This is a genomic window from Aggregatibacter actinomycetemcomitans (assembly GCF_023518055.1).
GTDB classification, from domain to species: domain Bacteria; phylum Pseudomonadota; class Gammaproteobacteria; order Enterobacterales; family Pasteurellaceae; genus Aggregatibacter; species Aggregatibacter actinomycetemcomitans.
Map to the genome: position 1 here is coordinate 1,429,507 of NZ_CP085096.1, position 16,638 is coordinate 1,446,144.

The window sequence follows — 16,638 nt, forward strand, 5'->3', positions numbered from 1 at the left end:
GACTTGCCGGAAATACCCGCCGCTTTTACGTCGGTATCGCTACTAATTGCGCCCGTCGAATGCAGCTCGCCTTTTTGTTTTGTGTTAAGTGTCGTTGTTGCCCGAGATTTCGTATAGGCTTGATGTCCGTCCGCACATTCTAGCGTTAATCCGATATTTCCATCGGATCTAACTCCGCACCGCTTTCATCTTCAAGGAAGAAAAAATAAGGCTGCGTACTGCGGACAAGTAAAGGAACGCCGCAAGCAAGCGCTTGACCTGTGCAAATTTGTTTTTGATTCACCGGCTCAAATACATCCATTGCCCAAAAACGCCCCACACTGTTAAATCGAAGCGTGAGGCGAATCTTGGTTCCGTTAAATTCGAACGTTTGTTCTTGGTGGGGGAATTGGGTTACGGGAATTTGTTTCATTGCGACACTCCTAAACCACGCTTAATCTTACCTGCTATATTTCCACCTAAGTTATAAAGTGCGGTCGTTTTTTTCGGCTCTTTTGCGATCGGCTGTGTATTGCCTTGTTGCGTTTTTGCGGCGGATTGCGAAAACAAGTCGCCACCGCGTTAATTGGTTCAATGTTGCCATAGTATTGACAACCACCCCACTTCACACTACGATAACCACAGGATTGAATATAAACGGAGTAAGCCAATGTGGAACATCGCTAAACGCCCTTTTGAGAAAGAAACCTTAGATGATTGGGCGAAACTTTCGGTAGATGTGGCAAAAGTTGCAATTTTGGCTATTCCTGTTATTCTTTATGGCAAAGATCCAATCCTCATAAAATTGCTAAACAGCATTCTGCTTTGCTTGGGGATTTATGGTGGTCTGTTCGCAGGTCGCAAATTCAGAAAAATGAAAGAGGAGGTGCAATAATGGGCTTAACATTCGGGTTAGCAGTATTTGCAGCTGTAATGATAGGTTGGGCATACTTCGCTAACCAAGCAGCAAAACACTAAATTTTCAAAATCCCACTTTACAACGTGGGATTTTTTATTTGACACCCACCGCTCAATTCAGTAAACTAACCCCACTTTCAACAGAAAGTCGGGATTGGCGTCCTGAATAACACGGCGGTTAGAAATTATAGTCGCCTAAATGGCGATTTTTTTATAGCCGAAAATCAGCAAATCAAACCCTTTAAAGGGGTACATCAATTTGATACCCCCCTTTCAAAAGTAGTCAATGATGAACTGGTTGAGGGATCGAAAGATCGCCGTTTACACCGTGTTACGGTACGCCAACCTTGATCAGTTCATCACCAGTAATTGGCGTTACTCGTGATGAAGTTTTAAAACTTAAACACGGAGACAGTCAGAATGACTACATTAACTTTTCAAAGCACAACTCTTTCGGCTATTCATCAAAACAATCAAATTTGGCTAACGGTTACAGAGATTGGAAAAGCATTAGGCTATTCAGATCCTTTTAAGTCGGTCAAAAATATCTACGACCGCCACGCCGACGAATTCACCCCACAAATGACCGCACTTATTGATATGCGGACAAATGGCGGAATCCAAAAAGTGCGCATCTTCTCCTTGCGCGGCGCACACCTCATCGGCATGTTAAGCCACACCAAAGTAGCCAAAGACTTCCGCCGCTGGGTGCTGGATATTTTAGACCGCGAAGCCCAACAGCCGAAACAACTTGCCCTGCCGCAACCGGAGAAGACATATACCGTCACGCTAACGGAATATGAACTGCAAACCGTCGCTTGGGCGTGCTTCGCATTCCGACGCAACAACAACCTGCTGCACGAGCTTTACAGCCCGCTTGCTGCCATCGGTTCAAAATTCGCCGTCGAAGCAAGAGATAATGCTGTTGAATATCGCAACACACTACGCCGCTTCAACGAAGTCGTGAAACGTATCACCGTCGACATTGAAGCAGATCCAGAAACAAACTGGCGCGTACTGAAGCATATCCGCAGCTTTAACGAAAAAATCTTCGGCAAAGTCGAAACCACCATCTAAAACACCCAAAAATCCGACCGCACTTTTTAAGCTGCGGCGGATTTTTACACCTCAAATTCAGCTTTTAACTAACAAGGAAACTACCATGAAACAAATTATTACAACCGCACTTTTGGCGATTATCACCGGCGTGATGATGTTATACGCCGTCGCATTAATCACTCTACCCGCTCACGCAGATAACACAACAGATTATTGCGATAACGATATGAGTGAGCAAATCTCCGCTGAGTGGGAAGCCAAGGCCAAAGCGGAATGGATAGACAAGAATTACAGGTTATAGATGGCAAACGCTATATTGTGCTTGAATGCCAATTTCGACGAGAATGGAATGTGGTTATGGAGACGCGCGAAACCGTAACTCAAGGAGAAGCGTTAGAAATAGTTCAGTATTGGATCAAATATAAAGATGTAAAACCGGAACAGTTAAAAATCGTTGAAGTGCCGGATATTTTAAAAAAATAAAGATGGAGAAGAAGCATAATGGAACAACCAAAACTATTAAGTAAAGCTAAGGTGATTGAAGTCACCAGCTTGAGCGACACAACAATTTGGCGTATGATGAGACAAGGTAAATTCCCCAAAAGTGTTAAAGCGTCCATGGGGCGTGTAGCGTGGAGAAAATCTGATATTGATACTTGGCTTGCTGAACGTTCTTGATGGCATTTTCTTCCAACGACGGTAAAAATGACGGTATAGAATAAACAATATCAATTTTATTCATTGATAAATCATTGCATTATGTCGCCGATAAATAATCGAGTGGGGGGAATACTTCCCCATTTCATATAATTTTCTGTTTATTTAAATTCGTTTTATATAATTACCGCTCTTACGTAATTAGCATACCCAAGTAGGGCACTTTAGCATCAAATGTACAACATCGTTCAACACACGATCTATATCAGGTTTTTACTCCAGTGCCATCAGATATCTAAGGTTCTAACACCTAAAAATTTTTTATAAGCGAACAATCTTATATATCAAATTAAGCTTCTATCGTTAGCAGGGTACCACTTCATTCTGAATTGATGCATTTTTTCACTTATATTTACAACTACCTTCCTAGTGAAGCAAGCTAATTCACGTAGCTACTAGGACTAATTTAAGCAGCCTTTTCCCTTAAAATAAAAACTGACTAACTCTGGCTAATTAAAAATAAAACTAAAGCGAAGAGATATATTTTTTAACTGTCAAGTGAGCTCGCCCTTTTTCCCCTTCTAACAGGTGAAAATTATCATCATATTCAACAACCAAACTTTTATTTGCTTGTAATTCATCATAAAGCTGTAACGCAAAGAAATCATTTTTAAAAAACAGAAGCCTCAAAACAATGAGTGGTAAGATATCACTGTTTTTACCCAGTTTAACTAATTCTTGATATTCGTTAGATAATTTAAAAGTTGTAGGATTTGAACTGAACGTAGCCAATACATCAGACGAATCATCCCAAGTTTCTTTCCAAAACTCATACTTATTATCAAAGCTATCAATAAGCGCCTTAGGTAACATTACTAACTTTCTATTAAGCTTTATAGCCTCGTCATAGGTAACAGGACGTCTTTCTTTTATTAAGCGTAGCCTTGTTTGTAATAAATCTTGAGTAGTGCTTTTCTTATAATAAGCAACGCGCCTACCGTAACTATTACCTTGTAAATCATTTGGATCATGCTTCATTCTAATAAACTTACCCAATTTTGATTCCCATTGTCCTTGATAATCTGGATAAGTTACAGAAGCATGTGTCATATATAATTTACCTTCAGGTGTAGTATTTCCCCAGGCGGTAATATGCGCTTCTTTGTCGCTAGCTGCCCGAACAAATCCCATTTTTTCGTAAAACTTATCAAAATCTTCAAGCGTTGTATCTTTATCCGTCGTATATGCGTGAAATTCAGGCCACAACCAGTCATCAGTTATACCCAGAGTCCAAGCAACACAATTATAACATTCAGTACTAATGCTAGTAGCTTTAGCCGTGGATAAGTTAAGGTTTGGAAAGAAACCTTTATAGATAATACGCTCACTTTCATCTAGAGGTCTAGAAAATGTCGGAATATTCTTACAATCATTTTCTAAAAGCCCTGACAAATACATAATGTCACGTGATTTCATACAATCTCCTTTAATTGTAAAAATTACTTTATCTACCTAAATTTTTCTTTCGCTAGTACTATTCATAAGTCATAACATAATACTACATACCTAAATATTAGCTCGACACCAGCCAGCCAGTCTAGCAATGACACTGTGAAGGAAAATCTAAAAAACGCCTAATTAGGCGTTTTTTCTTTACCTAAGAACAAGCTCAGCTACCTCTATATGTAGAGTAACCATAAGGAGACAGTGTAATCGGCACATGATAATGCGCATTATCCTTTAATTCGAAAGGTACTTCAATAAATGGGTAAAAACTCTTCGTATATAATTGTTCGAGATATTGCTTTACCTGAAACTTTAGTTTATAGATACCTTTATTATCTTTTCCGTCCTGAAGCGGCAATAATCCTTTAACTCTACCATTTCCATCTGTGACAGTTTTTGCCACCTGCACCCAATCCTCAGTTTTTTCATTGAATTTATACAACTCAATTCCAACATTCGGTGCAGGCACTCCTTTATTAATGTCTAAAATATGCGTACTCAACTGGTATGTTGTAGCAAAACTACTTGATACAACAAACATCATTGCTAGCCCAGCTACTTTACTCTTTAAATTCATTCAATCCTCCGTGTATAATTTTAAAACAAGGTTTTAGGTTAGACTGTTATTTCACATTTTAATTCCCATTATAAATGTGATCTAGTTCACAAATTTAACAAATAATTAAAATTTATTTTAAAATTGACTTAGTCTACTCACTGAATAAAATACACAATACAGAATTTATTCAGATAAAACAGCGCTATAGAAAAAAGAAATTTATAAAAAAATACGATTTCCCTGTTCATTTCAAAATCAAAGATGGACTTTATTAGACATAGGATTAGTGTAAAGTATAAATCTTTCTTAGCTAAAATTGTATATTATCATACTAATTCTGCTATTACTTACCGTAACCAAATTGGTTATTTAAGTCGCTCATACAATAATGACGTACTGCGCCTATCCATTGGCTTTAAATAATCTTCGCCAAAATTCATCAACGGCTTTACTACCTGAAATCCTACAGGGATAGGAATAAGATAAAAATGACCTTTCGAAAACGTAAAGAGTCAGTTGACTTGAAAGAAGTAAGCAATGCGTTACCCTCTTACTGCCAGCCCTAATTTTTCAGAATTAAAATAAATGGATCTTTTTTAGAAAATTTTCCTAGAATGCTTTGAAAATCATAAGGCATAGCCCACCTAGCATTTCTAGCTAAAAACCGTTCGCTAGTAAAAACCTAAATTTACTAGCCTAAGATATTGAAAACCTATTAACAAGGAAGAAGTATAATTAAAAGAAAGGTGGTGAACTAAGCAGAATTGGTCTTAACAGTAAGCGGTTTACTGCGTCGCATCCCTGCGGACTTCTACCTAGTCCACCATTGACAGATGATGCCTTGTAGTGTGCGACATAAAACTCATACTAAAAGCGTTTTATATCTTCAGCCGCTTATTTCAGGAGAACAATCCTGACTTTCAAATATCTTACTTAGAAAGTAACTGCATAATAAAATCGTTTTAGCAGACTGTCAATCAATACTGCAAGATATGTTGACTAATTTCTTCATCGAAAATTTATTCAGTGATAACAACAAATTACTGTAATTACAGAGTGTTAGCCGGTGTAATCGGATTAATTTTTTATGGTATTTGTGAAAAAAATACATAAAATAACCCGTCAGATTGCGCCCACACTAAAATCTTGTTAAAGTGCGGTGCAAATTTTTCACAAAACCAGGAACAACCAAATGAGTCAAGAATACTTAGATTTTGAATTACCTATTGCCGAACTTGAAGCGAAAATCGAATCATTACGCTCCGTCTTGGATCAGGATAACGACATTAATCTTGATGATGAAATTGCCCGTTTACAGAAAAAAAGCATGGAACTCACCGAAAAAACCTTTGCAAATTTAGATGCGTGGCAAGTGTCCAAAATGTCCCGTCACCCGAATCGTCCTTACACTCTTGACTATATCGAACATATTTTCACCGATTTTGACGAACTTGCCGGCGATCGTGCTTTTGCCGATGATAAAGCCATTATCGGTGGTTTAGCCCGTTTAGACGGCAGACCGGTGATGGTTATCGGTCACCAAAAAGGTCGCACGGTAAAAGAAAAAGTAAAACGCAACTTCGGTATGCCGGCACCGGAAGGCTATCGCAAAGCATTACGCCTCATGCAAATGGCGGAACGTTTCAAACTTCCAATCATTACTTTCATCGACACCCCAGGGGCTTATCCTGGCGTAGGTGCGGAAGAACGCGGACAATCGGAAGCTATCGCCCGCAACTTACGTGAAATGTCCACCTTAAAAGTACCTGTCATTTGTACCGTTATCGGTGAAGGCGGTTCTGGCGGCGCGTTGGCCATCGGTGTCGGTGATAAAGTGAATATGCTGCAATATTCCACCTATTCCGTTATTTCGCCGGAAGGTTGCGCTTCTATCTTATGGAAAAGCGCCGACAAAGCCTCTACCGCATCGGAAGTCATGGGCTTAACCGCAAAGCGTTTAAAAGAACTCGGTTTGATTGACAACATCGTATCTGAGCCGCTTGGTGGCGCCCATCGTAATTATGAAAAAATAGCGCAAAACCTGAAAAAACGGCTCTTGTCCGACTTAGCGGATTTAGACGTATTAGATGCAGAACAGTTATTGGAGCGTCGTTATCAGCGCTTAATGAGTTACGGCTATGTTTAAAATATCATTATAAAAACCGTATTTGCTGTATTTAAAAAGGATTTTAAAAGGAGAAAATAACAATGAAAAATGTACTTTCAATTCAGTCTCATGTAGTTTATGGCTACGCCGGCAACAAGTCGGCAACCTTCCCGATGCAATTACTCGGTATTGATGTTTGGGCATTAAATACCGTGCAATTTTCCAATCACACCCAATATGGCAAATGGACGGGCATTATCATTCCCAAAGAACAAATCGGCGAAATCGTGCGTGGCATTGAAGAGATTCAAGCGTTGCACAAATGTGATGCCGTGGTCTCCGGCTACTTAGGTTCCGCCGAGCAAATCGATGAAATCGTCAACGCCGTTCATAAAATCAAAGCCATCAATCCAAACGCCTTATATTTATGCGATCCTGTGATGGGCCATCCTGACAAAGGCTGTATCGTTGCCGATGGTGTGCGTGAAGGGTTGATTAATATTGTATCGGAAGCGGATATTATTACACCGAATCTGGTGGAACTGCGTGAATTAAGCGGTTTACCGGTAGAAAATTTTGAACAGGCATTGGCTGCCGTGAAAGCCATTTTGGCAAAAGGGCCGAAAAAAGTATTGGTGAAACATTTAAGCAAAGTGGGCAAAAACGCCAATCAATTTGAAATGTTGCTTGCTACCGAACAGGGCATTTGGCATTTATCCCGTCCATTACATCCGTTCGACCACGAACCCGTTGGCGTGGGTGATTTAACCGCCGGCTTATTCTTAGCCAATTTACTCAACGGCAAATCCGATGTGGAGGCTTTTGAACACATGGCAAACGCAGTCAACGATGTGATGCAAACCACCCTGGAACGTGGCGAATACGAATTACAAATCATCGCCGCCCGCGATCTTATCATCAACCCGCGCAGCCAATATAAAGCACAAAAAATCGCTTAATCTGCCACTTCCTCCCGCTTAGCGGGAGGCTATGTTATCCGCTATGCTTCTCGAACAATTCTCACAGCAGTTACAACGGCACGCACCAAATCAAACGCAATTTCTCATTGGATTTAGCGGTGGCTTGGACTCTACCGCCCTTCTCACCTTATTTGCCAAACACCGGGAAAATCGACCGCACTTTCAGTTGCGCGCTATTCACATTCACCATGGCTTAAGCCCTAATGCCGATGCCTGGACGGCACATTGCCAACAAATTTGCCGACAATTGAATATTCCGTTGCTGATTCAGCCGGTTAAAGTGCGTTTGCAAAACGGCATTGAAGCCGGTGCCCGTGAGGCACGTTATGAAGCCATCGCACAACATATTTTGCCCGAAGAATGGCTAGCCACGGCGCACCATCAGCAAGATCAAACGGAAACTTTTTTTCTTGCGCTCAAACGCGGTAGCGGTTTGCAGGGGTTAGGTGCAATGCAAGCTAACAGCATCGTTTACGGCGTACCGATTTTTCGCCCGCTATTGAATTTTAGCCGTCAGCAACTGATGGCATTCGTGCAACAGCAACAGCTGACTTGGGTTGAAGACGAAAGTAACGAAGACAATCAATACGACCGCAATTTTCTGCGCAATGTGGTGTTGCCTGAATTTCGCCAACGCTGGGCGCATTTTGATTCCGCGGTGCAACGTTCGGCACAACATTGTTATGAGCAACAACAACTGCTCAATGAACTGCTGGCGGAGGAATACCAAAAAAACGTCGTGGAAAATGACCGCACTTTCAAGGTGCACGACTTCGCCACCTATTCTCCGGCGAAACAACGGGCGTTGCTGCGTTTATGGTTGCAGGAACAGGGTGTGATGATGCCCTCATTGGCACAACTGGAGCAGCTCATTTCCGATGTCATTTTCGCCAAAAGCGATGCGCAGCCGCAGTTTCGTTTGGAGGATAAGATCCTTCGCCGTTATCAAAACCGATTGTTTCTCACGCCGGTATTTACGGATATTTCGCCAGTCTGTTTGGAAGCCCAATTTGACGATCCCATGAATTTGCCGGACAACTTGGGCACGTTAAGCCTGAAAAAAACACTGGAAAAAATGACCGCACTTTGGCGCGATGAAAATGGGCAGGAATATAAAGAAACCCTCGGTTTACCGTTAGCGGGAACGAAAGTTTGGATCCGTTTCGGTTATTCGGGCAAAGTTAAATTAACACAACAAGGCGTGAATCAGGACATAAAAAAAGTATGGCAAGGTTTGAACGTGCCACCTTGGCAGCGGCAACGGATTCCGCTGATTTTCTACGGCGATGCGCTACAAAGTGCGGTGGGTTTTTTCCGCGTTTTTCAACATGAATCCAAACAAAAAAGCGCATATTGATGCGCCTTTGCTATTTTAGCCGTCGGATTAAATCGCCCAACCGCAAGCGTAAAACGCCACCAAGACCGTAGCAATCACCACCGTGCCAATATTTAAGCGTTTTAAATCACCGCTCACTACACGTCCGATAACCAATGCCGCGAAGCCGAGCATAATACCAGTAACGATGTTGGCGGTTAACACGATGAATACCGCACAAATCAAGCCGCTCATGGCGCCGACGAAATCGTCAAAATCTAATTTGCTCACGTTGCTCAACATTAATAACCCCACATACATTAATGCCGGCGCAGTGGCGTAATTCGGCACTAAGAAAGCAAGCGGTTGGAAGAACAGCATTAATAGGAACAACACGCCGACCACAATAGCGGTGATACCGGTTTTGCCGCCCGCTGCGGTGCCTGCGGCGGATTCAATGTAAACCGCTGCCGGCGCTGTGCCGAAAATACCAGAGAATAAACTGCTCACGGAATCGGAGGTTAAGGCTTTACCGCCATTGATGATTTGACCGTCTTTGTCCAATAAATTCGCTTGTCCGGCAACAGCGCGAATGGTGCCTGTAGCATCGAATACCGCCGTCATCACAAGGGCGAACACCACCGGTAAAATCGCCGGTTGCAATGCACCAAGCACATCTAATTTCAAGAACAGGGATTCATCGCCGAAACTTGGCATTTTGAACATTTGACCGTTGAAAGTTACGTTCGGGTCAAAAATTAAACCGATGATGGTAATGGCGATAATTACCCATAAAATACCGCCTTTCACCTGTTTTTTTTCCAAACCCACTATTAATGCCAAACCGATTAAGGACATCATCACTGGAAAGGAGGTAAATTCACCGAGTTTCACCGGCAAGCCGGCTTGATTGCCGACCACTAAACCGACGCCATTCGCCGCGATTAACAGCAGGAACAAACCGATACCGATGCCGGCGCCGTGGGCAATGCCTACCGGCAAATTGCGTAAAATCCAAGCACGAATGCCGGTGGCGGAAATCAACGTAAAGAAAACGCCCATTAAGAAGACCGCACCTAACGCCACGGGAATGCTGACTTTTTGCCCGATAACCAAACTGAAGGCGGTAAATGCGGTAAGGGAAATCGCACAACCGATCGCCATAGGCGCGTTTGCCCAAAAGCCAATTAAAATGGAGCCGAGACCGGCAACCAAACAGGTGGCGATAAAAACCGATTCCGCCGGGAAACCCGCCGTACTTAACATATTCGGCACCACGATAACGGAATACACCATGGCCAAGAACGTGGTTAAACCGGCGATGATTTCTTTACGCACGGTGGAACCGCGTTTAATCAACTCAAAGCGTTGTTCTAAAGCAGCTGATTGAAAAGATGACATTGAAAATTACCTTTGATGATAGAAGAAAAAATAAGGGCGACATTTTCCCGAAAAAATTGGAGAAGTAAACGTTTGCGCAAACTACCACATAAAAGGGCTAACTTTTCGATTAACCCTATTAGCATTAACTGATAAGACGGCTTTTTTCTGAAACCTCGTTGGAAACGGTGCTTTCCTTAGGATTGTCACCAAAACGATTTGTACCCGGTTGGCTGTCAAAACACATAAAGACGAGCAGAACGATAGAACCAATAAGCGGAATAAAAGAAATTAAAATCCACCATCCGCTACGATCCGTATCGTGCAAGCGACGCACTGTTACCGCAATATAAGGGATAATAACACCAACACCGTAAACAAATTGAAAAATAGGCATTTGAATAACGGCATCAATCAACATACATACGAAAGTAGCAATCAAATTGAACAACACAAACATCCAATATTCTTTACGTCTGGCTCTGCCACTAAAGGTGGCATAATTTTTTAATACATGTAAATACCAATTCATTTTTTAGGCTCCTTATTATAATAAGTGAAAGGGAGCTGAATTTTATTCATTCTGAATAAAATAAGCAATGACTCTATGTTGATTTAACGTATAAATCCGCTCATTGGAGCTAAACACCATTGCCGTGATTTTGCTTCACCGCTAAAAAGGGCTATACTAGCCCGCAGTTATTTTATTCAAAAGGAAAGAAATTATGACCATTTTAGTCACCGGCGGTGCCGGTTATATCGGTTCGCACACTGTCGTGGAATTATTAAATGCAGGCAAAGAGGTAGTGGTTTTAGACAATCTTTGCAACGCCTCACCAAAGTCCTTAGAACGCGTTGAACAAATCACCGGTAAGAAAGTGAAATTCTATCTGGGAGATGTATTGGATCGCACATTATTACAGCAAATCTTCGCCGAAAATAAGATTGACTCGGTGATTCACTTTGCCGGGTTAAAAGCCGTGGGAGAAAGCGTACAAAAACCGGCGGAATATTATTTGAATAACATCACCGGTTCCTTGGTATTGGTACAGGAAATGAAAAAAGCCGGTGTGTGGAATTTCGTATTCAGCTCCTCTGCTACGGTTTACGGCGATCCAAAAGTAATCCCGATTACCGAAGATTGCGAAGTAGGCGGCACCACCAATCCATACGGCACTTCCAAATACATGGTGGAACAAATCCTGCACGATATTGCCAAGGCAGAACCGAAATTCAGCATGACGATTTTGCGCTACTTCAACCCGGTAGGTGCGCACGCCAGCAGTTTAATGGGGGAAGATCCGAACGGGATCCCGAACAATTTGTTACCTTACATCAGCCAAGTCGCCATCGGCAAGCTACCGCAGCTTTCCGTGTTCGGTAGCGACTATGATACGCACGACGGCACCGGGGTGCGCGATTATATCCACGTGGTGGATTTGGCTATCGGTCACGTTAAAGCCTTGGCACGCCATCAAGATGATGCCGGATTGCATATTTATAACTTGGGAACCGGTGTGGGCTATTCCGTGCTGGATATGGTGAAAGCCTTTGAGCAGGCAAATGACATTCGGATCCCATATAAATTGGTGGATCGCCGTCCCGGCGATATTGCCACTTGCTATTCCGATCCAAGCCTTGCTGCCAAAGAATTAAACTGGAAAGCGGAACGCGGCTTGGCAGAAATGATGAAAGACACGTGGAACTGGCAAAAAAATAACCCGAAAGGTTATCGGGATTAATTGCTATGCACGAATTATCGTTGTGTCAAAACATCATTGAAATTGTTGAGCAACAATGCCAACAACACAACGTCAACAAAGTCACTGACCTCTGGCTTGAGGTCGGTGCCCTTTCCTGTATTGAACCTGGCGCCTTGGAATTTGGCTTTGAAATGGCATCCAAAGGCACGCCTGCCGAAAATTGCAAGCTCCACTTAATCCCGATTCCCGCCAAAGCCTGGTGTTGGGATTGCAAAACATTCGTTGAAATTCAAGCCAATAACAGCACTTGCCCGAATTGCGGCAGCGTGCATTTGCAACGCCAAAGTGGTGATGAATTACGAATTAAAGAAATTTCCGTTGAATGATTTATTATGCCTCAAACTCCCCCTTCCTTAGTCCGACAAATTTTCAGCCGCAATATGCTGATTTGCGTATTTACCGGATTTAGTTCGGGTCTGCCCTTATTCGTTTTATTACAAATGTTGCCCATATGGCTGACGGACAAAGGGCTTTCTATTGAACTTATCGGTGCAGTGACCGGCGTCACTCTGCCCTACGGTTTAAAATTTTTATGGGCGCCCCTGCTGGATCGCTACTTTCCCAGTTTTCTCGGGCGACGACGCAGTTGGTTACTGATCACACAAGTTATTTTGCTTATTTTGCTTTATGCCATTAGCCAATTTGATCCGCGTACGCAGCTGAGCATTGTGGCAAATATCGCCTTCCTTATTGCTTTTTTTTCGGCGACGCAGGACATTGTGCTTGATGCTTACCGTCGTGAAATTTTAAGCGACAGCGAACTGGGGTTAGGCAACACCATTCACATAAATGCTTATCGTGTGGCGGGCTTGATTCCCGGCGGGCTTTCCCTTTATCTCGCCACCCTTTACCCCTGGGAAACGGTTTTTTTATGGACCGCACTTTGTATGCTGTTCGGCTTGTTTATGACCTTGTTTCTCGCCAAAGAACCACAAATTACCATCGTAAACCGCGATCAACCGGCTTATCTTGCCTTTTGGGTTCCGCTCCAAGAATTTTTCCAACGTAAAGGCGTTATACAGGCATTGGGCTTTTTGCTCTTTCTGTTTTTATATAAATTCGGGGATTCCTTCGCCACCACGCTACAAACCAAATTTATTTATGACATAGGATTCAGCAAAGAGGATATTGCCCTAGTTGTCAAAAGCACTTCCCTCTGGGCAAGTATTTCCGCTGGTCTCGCGGGTGGCGTGATTATGATTCGACTCGGCATTAATCGCGCCTTATGGGTCTTCGGTTTCGTACAATTAATCACCATCGGCGGATTCGTTTGGCTTGCCGCTTTTGGGCATTTTGCACAAATTACCTCCACCGAACTCTGGAAACTCGGCATTGTGATTGCTGCCGAATATATCGGCGTCGGCCTAGGCACCGCCGCTTTTGTGGCGTTTATGGCACGGGAAACTAACCCGCTTTACACCGCCACCCAACTCGCCTTATTTACCAGCCTGTCTGCATTGCCAAGCAAAGGGTTCGGAATACTCTCGGGCTATTTGGTCAAAGCCGTCGGTTATTATGACTTTTTCTGGATTTGTTTATTGCTCGCCGTACCGGGTATGCTTTGCCTGTTTTGGGTCGCCCCATGGAATGAAAAAACGGTAGCGGCAAAATCCGACAATTGACATTTTCAGGGAATTAGGCAACCATACGCGACGATTTACTAAAACATCTTCAAAATCCACCGCACTTCTCATCAATAAACCAAAAAGTGCGGTGGTTTTTTCAAGCGTTTTTATTGACATAAAGAGGACAACATGAAAATTATTCTATTAGGTGCACCGGGCGCAGGAAAAGGTACACAAGCCCAATTTATTATGAATAAATTTGCTATTCCGCAAATCTCCACCGGCGATATGTTACGTTCCGCGATCAAAGCTGGCACCGAGTTAGGCAAACAAGCTAAAACCCTAATGGATGCCGGTCAATTAGTGCCCGATGATTTAATCATTTCGTTAGTTAAAGAACGTGTTGCCCAACCTGACTGCACAAAAGGTTTCTTACTGGACGGCTTCCCGCGCACCATTCCACAAGCGGACGCACTAAAATCTGCCGGTATCGCCATTGATTATGTGTTGGAATTCGATGTGCCGGATGAAGTGATTGTAGAACGCATGAGCGGTCGCCGCGTACACCAACCGTCCGGTCGTTCTTACCACATCGTTTACAATCCGCCGAAAACAGAAGGCAAAGATGATGTTACAGGTGAAGATTTAATTATTCGTGCCGATGACAAACCGGAAACCGTGTTAGATCGTTTAAAAGTGTATCACACCACCACCAAACCGTTGGTTGACTACTACCAAGCTGAAGCCAAAGCAGGCAATGTGCAATATTTCCGCTTAGACGGTACACAAAAAGTGGAAGCTGTGAGCAAGGAATTAGATAAAATCTTGGCTTAATATCCCTTAACAAGAAGAAAAAGCTATTCTGAAGCTAGGAATGGCTTCTTTATTTATCCGAATACAACTCAAAGGAGAAGTACAAGATAATAATTTTACGTAGAAATAAGAGAAAAGTGGCTGGGGTACTAGGATTCGAACCTAGGAATGCCGAGATCAAAACCCGGTGCCTTACCGCTTGGCGATACCCCAATAAATTGTATAGTGGAAGCAGAAAATTGGAATAGTATGGCTGGGGTACTAGGATTCGAACCTAGGAGTGCCGAGATCAAAACCCGGTGCCTTACCGCTTGGCGATACCCCAACAACTATATTGACTATCAACAAAATGAATGGTGCGGGACGAGGGACTTGAACCCACACACCTCGCGGCGCCGGAACCTAAATCCGGTGCGTCTACCAATTTCGCCAGTCCCGCAAATATGGTGGCTATGACGGGATTCGAACCTGTGACCCCAACATTATGAGTGTTGTGCTCTAACCAACTGAGCTACATAGCCATTTCTTTGCAACCATCTCATTGACTTTGCGGGGCGTATTATGCGGATATTGCCTTTACTCGTCAACCATTTTTTTCGGAAAACAAATAAAATTAAGATATTCGGATATAGATTAAACAAATCGCCTTAATTTTATTCACAAGTCCCTACAAACTTGCTCATTCCCTTGGCGCCATTGGCAAACCAAAATTTAAAAAACACTATTTTTTATCACCGCACTTTAAGGCTGTAAACGCTTATTCTTCAATTAAACGACGCAATAAACTGCCGTCAAATAACGCCCTTTTAATTAACGCAAAGGCGCCTATTACATCTTCATTGCTTAATTCCGATGTAACCAATGGCGTATTTTGTACAAATGCAGGCAATGCATGGCTTTCCAATGTACGACGAATTGCCGCGAATAATACATTCTTCGCTTGCGTAATTTCGCCGGAAATCACGATTTTTTCCGGATTAAACATATTTACGCTCATCGCCAATACCCGCCCGATTTGTACGCCGACATGTTCAATGAGTTCTGTCGCCACCGCGTCCTGCTTATTACTGGCTTTGCAAATAGCTTCAATATCATGGGCTTCTAACGAAAGCCATTTGCTTTGATAACCGTCTTCCAGCAATTCCGACATTTTGTTTTCAATAGCTGAATTGCTCACAACAGTTTCCAAACAACCGACATTACCGCACATACAACGCTTACCCAGCGGATCCACCTGAATATGCCCGATTTCGCCTACATTATTTTTGTAACCTAAAAAGACTTCATGATTAATCACAATGCCCGCGCCAACACCGCGATGAATACGTAACAGCAAGGAATCGTAACAATCTTTGGTCACGCCGAAATAATGCTCGGCAAGCGCAAGACTGCGCACATCATGCCCGATATAGGTAGCTAAGTGAAAACGTTCGGCAATATGATTTGCCAAGTCCCAAGGCTCGCTTAAATCAAAATGCGGCACCTGTTCAATCATACCGCTTTTCATATCTACAAAGCCCGGCACGGTAATGCCGATGGCAATAAATTCACTACCCCGTGTTTGATTGGTCAGCATAAATTCAGCTAAATGCCGAAATAAAAACAGCTCGAATTCTTGCGGGACTTGGTGATTCGGCAGCGTGAACACCTCTTTTTTTAACAACTTCGCCGACAAATCCATGATCGCTAGCGTTAAATGTTCACGCCCGAGACCAATTGAAATAGAACGAAAATTTTTATATTCCGCCACAATAGAAGTGGCTCTACGACCGCCGGTGGATTCCTGTTGTTCCACTTCTTTAATTAAACCGCGGGCAAGAAGATGGCGGGTAATTTTGGTGACGCTCGCCGGGGCAAGCTGGCTAATTTCAGAAATTTGAATACGGGAAATGGGACCCTGCTGATCGATTAATTTATACACAACCGCACTATTCATTTGTTTCACTAGATCAACATTCGCGATTTGAGGATTTTCTCGCATTTTTTTCTCCCGCAAAGATAAGTTGGCTTATTTTAAAAAGAATTTGAACAATTGGA

At 42.8% G+C, this 16,638-nt stretch carries 18 protein-coding genes and 4 tRNA genes; 12 read left to right on the top strand and 10 right to left on the bottom strand.

Going from position 1 to position 16,638, the window contains the following annotated elements:
• Positions 1–145 precede the first annotated feature (145 nt).
• Positions 146–412 carry a phage baseplate plug family protein gene (locus tag LIN98_RS07150; RefSeq protein WP_061869853.1) on the bottom strand — a complete coding sequence of 89 codons (267 nt, stop codon included), beginning with the start codon at positions 410–412 and terminating at the stop codon, positions 146–148.
• 237 nt (positions 413–649) lie between these two features.
• Between LIN98_RS07150 and LIN98_RS07155 the strand changes: the two genes are divergently transcribed.
• The 5 genes from LIN98_RS07155 (at position 650) to LIN98_RS07175 (ending at position 2,634) form a co-directional block, all read left to right on the top strand.
• Positions 650–874, top strand: a complete 225-nt coding sequence (locus tag LIN98_RS07155; RefSeq protein ID WP_005545968.1) for a hypothetical protein — start codon at positions 650–652, stop codon at positions 872–874.
• Between the two features lie 443 nt (positions 875–1,317).
• Positions 1,318–1,974 carry a P22AR C-terminal domain-containing protein gene (locus LIN98_RS07160; protein ID WP_005572271.1) on the top strand — a complete coding sequence of 219 codons (657 nt, stop codon included), beginning with the start codon at positions 1,318–1,320 and terminating at the stop codon, positions 1,972–1,974.
• A gap of 85 nt (positions 1,975–2,059) precedes the next feature.
• The gene (locus LIN98_RS07165; RefSeq protein WP_005592077.1) at positions 2,060–2,257 is read left to right on the top strand and encodes a hypothetical protein; all 198 of its coding nucleotides are present in this window, start codon (positions 2,060–2,062) and stop codon (positions 2,255–2,257) included.
• Complete coding sequence (locus tag LIN98_RS07170) at positions 2,230–2,439, top strand: hypothetical protein (RefSeq protein WP_005592075.1); 210 nt, start codon at positions 2,230–2,232, stop codon at positions 2,437–2,439. The genes LIN98_RS07165 and LIN98_RS07170 overlap by 28 nt, the downstream gene beginning before the upstream one ends.
• A gap of 18 nt (positions 2,440–2,457) precedes the next feature.
• Positions 2,458–2,634: a helix-turn-helix transcriptional regulator gene (locus LIN98_RS07175; protein ID WP_005545966.1), complete on the top strand. Its 177-nt coding sequence runs from the start codon at positions 2,458–2,460 to the stop codon at positions 2,632–2,634.
• Positions 2,635–3,138: 504 nt separating this feature from the next.
• On the opposite strand, the gene LIN98_RS07180 is transcribed toward LIN98_RS07175, so the two are convergent.
• Both LIN98_RS07180 and uraH read right to left on the bottom strand, forming a co-directional pair.
• Positions 3,139–4,089 carry a DUF7689 domain-containing protein gene (locus LIN98_RS07180; protein WP_005545964.1) on the bottom strand — a complete coding sequence of 317 codons (951 nt, stop codon included), beginning with the start codon at positions 4,087–4,089 and terminating at the stop codon, positions 3,139–3,141.
• Between the two features lie 193 nt (positions 4,090–4,282).
• Complete coding sequence (uraH, locus tag LIN98_RS07185) at positions 4,283–4,696, bottom strand: hydroxyisourate hydrolase (RefSeq protein ID WP_005539234.1); 414 nt, start codon at positions 4,694–4,696, stop codon at positions 4,283–4,285.
• A 1,174-nt stretch (positions 4,697–5,870) separates the two neighbouring features.
• On the opposite strand from uraH, the gene accA reads away from it, so the two are divergent.
• The 3 genes from accA to tilS all read left to right on the top strand — a co-directional run bounded on the left by accA (position 5,871) and on the right by tilS (position 9,122).
• On the top strand, positions 5,871–6,824 hold the full coding sequence (accA, locus tag LIN98_RS07190) for an acetyl-CoA carboxylase carboxyl transferase subunit alpha (protein WP_005545962.1): 954 nt from the start codon (positions 5,871–5,873) through the stop codon (positions 6,822–6,824).
• 62 nt (positions 6,825–6,886) lie between these two features.
• Positions 6,887–7,744: a pyridoxal kinase PdxY gene (pdxY, locus tag LIN98_RS07195; RefSeq protein WP_005539240.1), complete on the top strand. Its 858-nt coding sequence runs from the start codon at positions 6,887–6,889 to the stop codon at positions 7,742–7,744.
• Positions 7,745–7,775: 31 nt separating this feature from the next.
• Complete coding sequence (gene tilS, locus LIN98_RS07200; RefSeq protein ID WP_014167741.1) at positions 7,776–9,122, top strand: tRNA lysidine(34) synthetase TilS; 1,347 nt, start codon at positions 7,776–7,778, stop codon at positions 9,120–9,122.
• Positions 9,123–9,149: 27 nt separating this feature from the next.
• Here the strand turns inward: tilS and LIN98_RS07205 are convergent, their stop codons facing one another.
• Both LIN98_RS07205 and LIN98_RS07210 read right to left on the bottom strand, forming a co-directional pair.
• The gene (locus tag LIN98_RS07205) at positions 9,150–10,481 is read right to left on the bottom strand and encodes an NCS2 family permease (RefSeq protein WP_005567457.1); all 1,332 of its coding nucleotides are present in this window, start codon (positions 10,479–10,481) and stop codon (positions 9,150–9,152) included.
• A 124-nt stretch (positions 10,482–10,605) separates the two neighbouring features.
• Positions 10,606–10,992: a DUF805 domain-containing protein gene (locus tag LIN98_RS07210; RefSeq protein WP_005567455.1), complete on the bottom strand. Its 387-nt coding sequence runs from the start codon at positions 10,990–10,992 to the stop codon at positions 10,606–10,608.
• Positions 10,993–11,185: 193 nt separating this feature from the next.
• On the opposite strand from LIN98_RS07210, the gene galE reads away from it, so the two are divergent.
• The 4 genes from galE to adk all read left to right on the top strand — a co-directional run bounded on the left by galE (position 11,186) and on the right by adk (position 14,622).
• Positions 11,186–12,202 carry a UDP-glucose 4-epimerase GalE gene (gene galE, locus LIN98_RS07215; RefSeq protein WP_005567454.1) on the top strand — a complete coding sequence of 339 codons (1,017 nt, stop codon included), beginning with the start codon at positions 11,186–11,188 and terminating at the stop codon, positions 12,200–12,202.
• Between the two features lie 5 nt (positions 12,203–12,207).
• Positions 12,208–12,549 carry a hydrogenase maturation nickel metallochaperone HypA gene (gene hypA, locus LIN98_RS07220; RefSeq protein ID WP_005539253.1) on the top strand — a complete coding sequence of 114 codons (342 nt, stop codon included), beginning with the start codon at positions 12,208–12,210 and terminating at the stop codon, positions 12,547–12,549.
• Between the two features lie 6 nt (positions 12,550–12,555).
• Positions 12,556–13,845: an MFS transporter gene (locus LIN98_RS07225; RefSeq protein ID WP_005590942.1), complete on the top strand. Its 1,290-nt coding sequence runs from the start codon at positions 12,556–12,558 to the stop codon at positions 13,843–13,845.
• Between the two features lie 132 nt (positions 13,846–13,977).
• Positions 13,978–14,622, top strand: a complete 645-nt coding sequence (adk, locus tag LIN98_RS07230; protein ID WP_005567452.1) for an adenylate kinase — start codon at positions 13,978–13,980, stop codon at positions 14,620–14,622.
• Positions 14,623–14,739: 117 nt separating this feature from the next.
• On the opposite strand, the gene LIN98_RS07235 is transcribed toward adk, so the two are convergent.
• The 5 genes from LIN98_RS07235 to LIN98_RS07255 all read right to left on the bottom strand — a co-directional run bounded on the left by LIN98_RS07235 (position 14,740) and on the right by LIN98_RS07255 (position 16,582).
• Positions 14,740–14,814, bottom strand: a tRNA-Gln gene (locus LIN98_RS07235).
• Positions 14,815–14,851: 37 nt separating this feature from the next.
• Positions 14,852–14,926, bottom strand: a tRNA-Gln gene (locus tag LIN98_RS07240).
• 29 nt (positions 14,927–14,955) lie between these two features.
• Positions 14,956–15,040, bottom strand: a tRNA-Leu gene (locus LIN98_RS07245).
• 5 nt (positions 15,041–15,045) lie between these two features.
• Positions 15,046–15,122 (bottom strand) — tRNA-Met (locus tag LIN98_RS07250).
• Between the two features lie 236 nt (positions 15,123–15,358).
• On the bottom strand, positions 15,359–16,582 hold the full coding sequence (locus LIN98_RS07255; RefSeq protein WP_005545949.1) for an ROK family transcriptional regulator: 1,224 nt from the start codon (positions 16,580–16,582) through the stop codon (positions 15,359–15,361).
• Positions 16,583–16,638: the final 56 nt, after the last annotated feature.

What these genes read in the sequence shown, in the direction of transcription:
- LIN98_RS07150 (WP_061869853.1), bottom strand. Translation starts at nt 412, where the DNA reads ATGAAACAAATTCCCGTAACCCAATTCCCCCACCAAGAACAAACGTTC.
- accA (WP_005545962.1), top strand. Translation starts at nt 5,871, where the DNA reads ATGAGTCAAGAATACTTAGATTTTGAATTACCTATTGCCGAACTTGAA.
- LIN98_RS07165 (WP_005592077.1), top strand. Translation starts at nt 2,060, where the DNA reads ATGAAACAAATTATTACAACCGCACTTTTGGCGATTATCACCGGCGTG.
- LIN98_RS07210 (WP_005567455.1), bottom strand. Translation starts at nt 10,992, where the DNA reads ATGAATTGGTATTTACATGTATTAAAAAATTATGCCACCTTTAGTGGC.
- pdxY (WP_005539240.1), top strand. Translation starts at nt 6,887, where the DNA reads ATGAAAAATGTACTTTCAATTCAGTCTCATGTAGTTTATGGCTACGCC.
- LIN98_RS07205 (WP_005567457.1), bottom strand. Translation starts at nt 10,481, where the DNA reads ATGTCATCTTTTCAATCAGCTGCTTTAGAACAACGCTTTGAGTTGATT.
- tilS (WP_014167741.1), top strand. Translation starts at nt 7,776, where the DNA reads ATGTTATCCGCTATGCTTCTCGAACAATTCTCACAGCAGTTACAACGG.
- LIN98_RS07225 (WP_005590942.1), top strand. Translation starts at nt 12,556, where the DNA reads ATGCCTCAAACTCCCCCTTCCTTAGTCCGACAAATTTTCAGCCGCAAT.
- adk (WP_005567452.1), top strand. Translation starts at nt 13,978, where the DNA reads ATGAAAATTATTCTATTAGGTGCACCGGGCGCAGGAAAAGGTACACAA.
- LIN98_RS07170 (WP_005592075.1), top strand. Translation starts at nt 2,230, where the DNA reads ATGGATAGACAAGAATTACAGGTTATAGATGGCAAACGCTATATTGTG.
- LIN98_RS07175 (WP_005545966.1), top strand. Translation starts at nt 2,458, where the DNA reads ATGGAACAACCAAAACTATTAAGTAAAGCTAAGGTGATTGAAGTCACC.
- LIN98_RS07160 (WP_005572271.1), top strand. Translation starts at nt 1,318, where the DNA reads ATGACTACATTAACTTTTCAAAGCACAACTCTTTCGGCTATTCATCAA.
- uraH (WP_005539234.1), bottom strand. Translation starts at nt 4,696, where the DNA reads ATGAATTTAAAGAGTAAAGTAGCTGGGCTAGCAATGATGTTTGTTGTA.
- hypA (WP_005539253.1), top strand. Translation starts at nt 12,208, where the DNA reads ATGCACGAATTATCGTTGTGTCAAAACATCATTGAAATTGTTGAGCAA.
- LIN98_RS07155 (WP_005545968.1), top strand. Translation starts at nt 650, where the DNA reads ATGTGGAACATCGCTAAACGCCCTTTTGAGAAAGAAACCTTAGATGAT.
- galE (WP_005567454.1), top strand. Translation starts at nt 11,186, where the DNA reads ATGACCATTTTAGTCACCGGCGGTGCCGGTTATATCGGTTCGCACACT.
- LIN98_RS07255 (WP_005545949.1), bottom strand. Translation starts at nt 16,582, where the DNA reads ATGCGAGAAAATCCTCAAATCGCGAATGTTGATCTAGTGAAACAAATG.
- LIN98_RS07180 (WP_005545964.1), bottom strand. Translation starts at nt 4,089, where the DNA reads ATGAAATCACGTGACATTATGTATTTGTCAGGGCTTTTAGAAAATGAT.